This is a genomic window from Myxococcus sp. AM009 (assembly GCF_013372605.1).
Classification (GTDB): domain Bacteria; phylum Myxococcota; class Myxococcia; order Myxococcales; family Myxococcaceae; genus Myxococcus; species Myxococcus vastator.
Window position 1 is genome coordinate 1 of record NZ_JABXEP010000363.1, and the last position, 799, is coordinate 799.

The following is a 799-nucleotide window of genomic DNA, read 5'->3' on the forward strand; positions in this document are numbered from 1 at the left end:
GGGGGGGGTACCTCGCCCGGGGCGGATGGCGAGTGTACGAGGCCGCGCGCCGCCGAGGGCTCTACCTGCGGCCCATGGGGGACACCGTGTACATCGCGCCGGCGCTGACCATCTCTGATGAGGCGCTCGAGGAGCTGCTGTCCGGAGTGGAGGCGGCACTCCAGGAAGTGGCTGGCGGCTGAGCCTGGTGGATCCGCTGCTCACGAATGTGCGGGAGCGAACGAAGAGGCGATTGACAGGTCGCGCGTCGCGGGGATAGAAGCCGCGCCCCGCCCGACGCAGATCCGGGCGGAGCGCTGACAGCAGAATAAAAGGGTCGCTGATGATTGTTGACCCTGGACGCGGCGGTGGTAGAAGCCGCGCCCTTCCGACGGATGGCTGATCCAAGCACTTCGACGGAGCAGCCGCAGGAAATAGAAGGGTCGGCCTGAAAAGTTGATCCCAGGGGCGGTGGTGGTAGAAGCCCCAAAGCTCACGAAGAAGCCCGCGCGCTGGCGCGGATCCGCTTTGAGTGGGTCGGTAAGAAAATATGGAATACGGCGGTCAACGCAGCGAGTTGACAGGAGACGCGGTGGTGGTAGAAACCGCGCCCCCGACGAAGCAGCCCGGAAGGAAGGGCGGACGCGTCGAGGGAGTCAACGGAAAGCAGCGGTTGACAGGGAGGGCGGCAAGGCGGTAGAAGCCGCGCCCCTCCGGAAGAAAGCAGCGGAAGCCACTGGGCGGCGCTGAAGACTCCGGAAGCCAGCAGGACGGCGAAAACAGCAGCTTGACAGTAGACGCCGGACTGAAATAGAAACTG

The 799-nt window shown here is 65.1% G+C and carries 1 protein-coding gene and 1 pseudogene; one reads left to right on the plus strand and one right to left on the minus strand.

Annotated elements, in window-relative coordinates:
- Nucleotides 1–182, plus strand: a pseudogene (locus HV824_RS35880) (adenosylmethionine--8-amino-7-oxononanoate transaminase); the annotation flags it as partial.
- A gap of 361 nt (nucleotides 183–543) precedes the next feature.
- On the opposite strand, the gene HV824_RS36985 reads toward HV824_RS35880, so the two are convergent.
- Nucleotides 544–799: hypothetical protein (locus tag HV824_RS36985; RefSeq protein ID WP_217918038.1), on the minus strand; the 256-nt coding region annotated here is incomplete at its 5' end.